Genomic DNA, 5,434 nt, shown 5'->3' on the forward strand with positions numbered 1-5,434 from the left:
CATTGTCCTTTCGTATGCGCCAGGAACGAGTGATCATACATCGCCTCGCATTGCAGGCCGGGCAGATAATACGTTCCCAAATACGATGCGTTCAACAGCACGCGGAAGGTTTTGGTCTCGCCCGATTTCATGCCGAAGTAAAAATTCGTACGGTCGTCGCGGATGTCGATATAATCAGCCGCTGTAGTTTCATCTCCGCCGTAATCAGTAAATCTCGTGTTCACGATTTCAAATCCCGACGGAAGAATCTGCGTCAGCGCGATATTTTCCATGTATTCATTCTTCTGGTTATGTACCGTGATTTCGGCGACAAATTCGGTTCCCTGCGCAATCTTCGAGACATTCACAGGATTGCCTTTCCGGTCTTTGTAAGCCACCGAAGCCGACACGTTATTCTGGATAATCTGCTCCTGCCCGACCGGTAAAATCCCCGAGTTCAAAACCCGGACATAAAGCGTGTTGCCTTTCCTGTTTTTGATCGTTACGCCGTTCGTGCCCATTTTTATTGCGAGGCTTCTGTCGGTAAACGATTTTTCAGTCGCGACCGTTTCGATTTTTCCGTCTTTGATGATTTGGACGTCCATTCCGCTGCCGCCGTTGTATTTCGCGAATTTCGACATTGCATAAAGGCAATACGCGGTGGTCTGCGTGCTCATCCAGCGGATGTCGGCCATGTCCTTGGCAACCTTTCGTGCCATTTCGAAAGCGCGTGGCTTTTGCCCTAGCAAAATAAGGGTTTCAAGCGCCATCGCACGATTCCGGTCATCTGATCCGTAGTAGTAATAACGGTACGGGCTGTTGTCTTCGTCGATCTGGCTTTTCGCGAGCAGCGTCATTCCTGCGGCCTTTTGTCCGGCCATTGCATAGGCAGCGGCAAGGCGCAGCTTGCTTTCGTTCGAAATTCCTGTGGTTTCGCGAAGTCGGTTCATCGACGACAAGTCGGGCGAGCCGGCCAAGGCCAATGTATACAATCGATACGCCTGCGCAAAGTCGTTTCCGTATTGCGAAATGAAACGCCAGTTTTTAGCTTCTTTCTGTTGATACGAAATCCATTTTGATTTGAAATTGATCGGAAGGACATATCCTTTCTTCTCAGCCTCAATCAGGAAATGGCCGGCATATGAAGTTCCCCAATCGTCGGCCTGGGACATTCCCGGCCAGTAAACAAAGCCGCCGTTGGCAAGCTGGAACGTCGAAAGCCTGTTGATTCCCGCGGTGATGTTTCGCTGAATGTTGCCTCTGCGGACTTCATCGACATCGGCGACATCGGTCAGGTACAATTGCGGAAACACCGATGAAGTTGTCTGCTCGATACATCCGTGCGGATATTCGATCAGATACTGCAGCCGTCGGTTCAAATCCATCGTCGGCATTGACGAAACTTCAATCCTGGCCTTATTGCTTCCCGCGACGCCGAACGTTTGCCACGAAATCGTCTGCGAGCTGTTCGGGTTGAGCAAAATATCTTTGAACTCGTAGGTTACAGGGTTCGGATTGGTCATGTCGATCTCCACGTCGTAAGTCGACTTTTCATTTCCTGATGTTGCAATTACCTGGACTTTTCCAATTCCCGTTAGCGCGCCGACTTCGAGGTTGAAGTACGCCAGCTTTTCATCAGGCTCGGTGAAAGTCAGGTTTTGTGTTGAACTTCCGATGACTCTCAGGCCTGTTGTTTTTATTTGTACCGAAACGTTCTTGATCCGGTTTTCCATCGCAAACACCGTAACCGGTATCGTGACGCGCTCTGACGGCGATATTTTCCGCGGAAGCGAAGCCAAAACCATCAGCGGGCTGCGCACAGGCGTAGCTTTCTCGACACTTCCGTACGCGCTGGTCGCAACATCACCGGCAACGATCATTGTCCGTACCGATCCGATGTATTTCGGCAATTTGATATTATGTGATTTTGTCTGTCCTTTCTCGAGCTTGAATGGCCCGAGATAAACCACGACTGGCTTGAAGCGATTGGCTTTTTTTGCTTTTCCACCGCCCAGATCCTGGTCGCCGCCGATCGAAAATACCTGGTTGACCTTTCCGCCGTAAGCGCCGATCACATCGTCATAAACATCCCAGGTTTTCACGCCTAAAGCTTCCCGCGAATAAAAGCTGTCCCAGGCGTTCGGGGTTTTGAACCGCGTGAGATCCAAAAGTCCTTCGTCGACAATTGCGATCGTATAGGTCATTGCGCGGCCCGATTTTTCGGAGACTTTTACAGTAAACGGCGTTTCAGGCTTGAGCACGTCGGGCATCGAGATCGCCGGTTCAAGAATCGTGTTTTTGTCGATGACTTCAATTGGGACGATGCCATACATCCTGATTGGCGAATCGTTCTTTGTCGAGGCGTGCGGCTGCAAAAGCGTGATGTTGAAATACACGTTCGGCGCCATCGCAGACGTGATCGGAACATCGACATTGGTTTCGCCCTTAAGCGTTTTGGTCCAGTAAGTCTGAACGACTCTGGTTCCGTTTTCGATCGAAATCAATGCGCGTCCGCCTTCGCTCGAAGGAAATGAGATTTTTGCCTTGTCGCCGACAGCGTATTTCTCTTTGTCAGTCGTGAACATCAGCATATTAGCCATTGACGCATCAGTGTTGCGCGTTTTGCCCGACCAATATGGATAATCGATCAAAACGGTTTCAGCAGTCGCATGGCCGCCATCGGGATCGCTTACACGGATCAGATATCTGCCCCATTCTTCATCGGCCAGCGCGAATTGGAAACCGCCTTTGCCCGCCGCATTGGTTGTAACCGTGAAGCTTTTATAAGCCGTGGTAGAATTGGATGCGTAATAATTCGATAAATCTTCCTCATTCGATGCGTCCCACCACCAGCGCCATTCGACTTTGTAGACTTTGACGTCGAGGTTTTTTACGGGTTTCGGACGTCCGTTTTCATCGACCGTCACAATGTCGAAACGGTTCATTTTGCGCGTTTCGAGCATTCCGTATTTCGACGGCTCAGGAGATTTCAGGCCGACGTAGGTTTGATAAGGCGAATAAGTTGTCGAGACGACATCGGTCGAAACATCACCGCCTTCTTCATATACTTTGGTAATGAATGCGGCTTTCAGCATTCCCGGCGCTTCCGATTCGAGTTTTGGATCGATCGGCACGGAAGCTTTTCCCGCTTCATTGATCCTTCCGGTGAAAATGTTGACTTCTTCGGTGCTGAACTTGCGTACGACATCGTCAAAGCTGTATTTTTCAAAACCCTTGAAAGTGGTAACCTGCTGCGAGAATTTCGCCTGCATGTCGACTTTTAAATTCTTCGCAACTGCGCCGTGAAGCCACGTGACTTCGAGGTTTGCCTTGTTCGGATAGGCAGACGAAAGCACTTTCCGCTCGAACGTATTTTTAATCCGCAGGCGGTTCGGCTTGATCGTCTCAATCTTGATGTTCTTATAAAATCGCGCGCCGCCGACTGAGACCATCGCTTCCCAGCTTCCTGTCGGCGCCTCGCTATCAGTCGGGACGACGAATGTGTAATGATTCAAATCGTTCGACTTTTTCACCGTCTGATAAACGACCTTTCCATGCGGATCAGACAACCGCAGCTTTATCGGCTGGTTTTTCGGCAGCTTATTGCTCGAGTCGTCCAAAATGAACGCCAAATACAGATTATCGCCCGGACGCCAAACGCCGCGCTCGCCGTAAATGAAACCTTTCAAGCCTTTCTGAAGCGCTTCGCCCGAGACGTTAAAATTGCTAACCGAAAGCGAATTGCCGTCGTCAAGCTTTACATACGTCGTGTTGCTTCCCTGCGAAACGATCGCGAAATACGCAAACTTGTTGAGCTTAAATTGCACAACGCCAAGATTGTCTGTGGTTCCCGTCGCCAGCTTTTGCTGCTGAAAGCTGTACAAGTCAACTTTCGCGCTGCAAACCGGCTCTGTCGTCACGATGTTATTCACGGCAAACAGATAGGATTTATTTTCGCCGCGCTTGGCAATCACACCCAAGTCGGTGGCGAGAACATTGATGGCCACGCGAGTATTGTAGAAATACGAATTCGTGCAAGGATCCTGTTCGTCGCGCCATTCGTAATCTTCCTCATAATAATAATTATCGTAACCGGCATTGCTGTAATTCACATCGTCTTCATCGACATCTTCGGGCTCGTATTCATTTTCATCTGCTTCAGGATTCTCACATTCATATAACGAGTACGCTTTTTTATACGAGAATTCGACGCGGTAAATCGCACCAGGATCGGGCGTCACGAGCTTCGACAAATCAAGCGCGTAGGTATTCCATTTACCCGAATTGACAAGCTTGTTATCTTTGAGCGCCAACGTGGTTTTCGCAACCGGCTGCCCGATGCGCCGCAAATCCCGGGCGCCGTTCAATTCATTGTCCTGCAAAAACTGCATGATGTTATTCTTGTAGATCTTGAAGACTTTCACATCGACTTTGCTCAGGTTTACTGCTTCAAAATTGATCTTCAGATTGTTCGAGCTCGGCAGAATGCTTCCATTCTTGAGCAGCCTTACGCTGGGCTTAATCTGTTCGAAAAGTACGCGCGATGCAAAAGACTTCTTCATCTTGAATCCGTCTTCGCTTTCAATTCCCTGAAAAACTTCCAGCAGTTGGCTGCCTTTGAGCGTTTCCTCAAAAAACACCTTCAGCACGTTTCCTTCAGTCGAATAGCGGAGGTTTTTAGCCGTCTGAACCGAAACCAATCCTGAAAAATCCTGGTCTTTTCTAAGCGGATCCGAAAAATTGATGTAAACAGCCTGATTGTTCGCATCGGGAACTTCGACGTTGATGATCTTGAAGTTGTCTTTGCCGATTATCGGGTACGAGAGCTTTCCTTTCTGGTCAATGCCGGCATCCGATCCGTCATATTTAATGTCGAGCGTCGTATCTTCAACATAACGTCTGATGCTGTCGATAACGAACTTGAATTCTGTCGGCGTTGACATCGTCTTGTCAAACTTGATCTTTACATTCTGGCCTTTCTGCTCAGCAGTGATGATTTTCTTCGCATCTTCAAAATCGAGATTGTCGGCGGTTTTCATGACGCAGTTCAGGTATTGGTAATCCTTGCTGTACGATTGGATATCCTGCGTCGTGATGATGAAATCCTGCTTGATTGTTCTAAGCGAAAAGCGGAATTCTTCCAGACCTTTCGGGGTTTCGATAATGTCTTTTAAATGAAAGGTAATGTGATATTCAGTGTCCTGGTCGAGCTTTCCATCAGGAATGAATGCTAAGGTATTGTTGGAAAGCGCAACGACTTTACCATCTGCCGACGGCGAAATATCAAACAAATCGCTGTCTAAAACCTGGTTTGGCTTCCAGTCTTTTTTTTCGAATGCAAGTACGACACGAATGTCCGATCGCATAGAGACGATTCCGCCCGTAAAACTCGAAATGTAACCCTTGAATAATGAAAAATCGGAATTGAACTCTGCAGCCGACTGTTTTCTGCAGG

At 48.5% G+C, this 5,434-nt stretch carries 1 protein-coding gene; it reads right to left on the reverse strand.

The genetic code is table 11. The features are described from left to right. A partial coding sequence (locus tag EOO50_RS17440; protein WP_290841565.1) for an MG2 domain-containing protein occupies positions 1–5,434 on the reverse strand: 5,434 nt, incomplete at both ends.

This window comes from Flavobacterium sp., assembly GCF_004211145.1.
In the GTDB taxonomy this organism is placed as follows: Bacteria; Bacteroidota; Bacteroidia; order Flavobacteriales; family Flavobacteriaceae; genus Flavobacterium.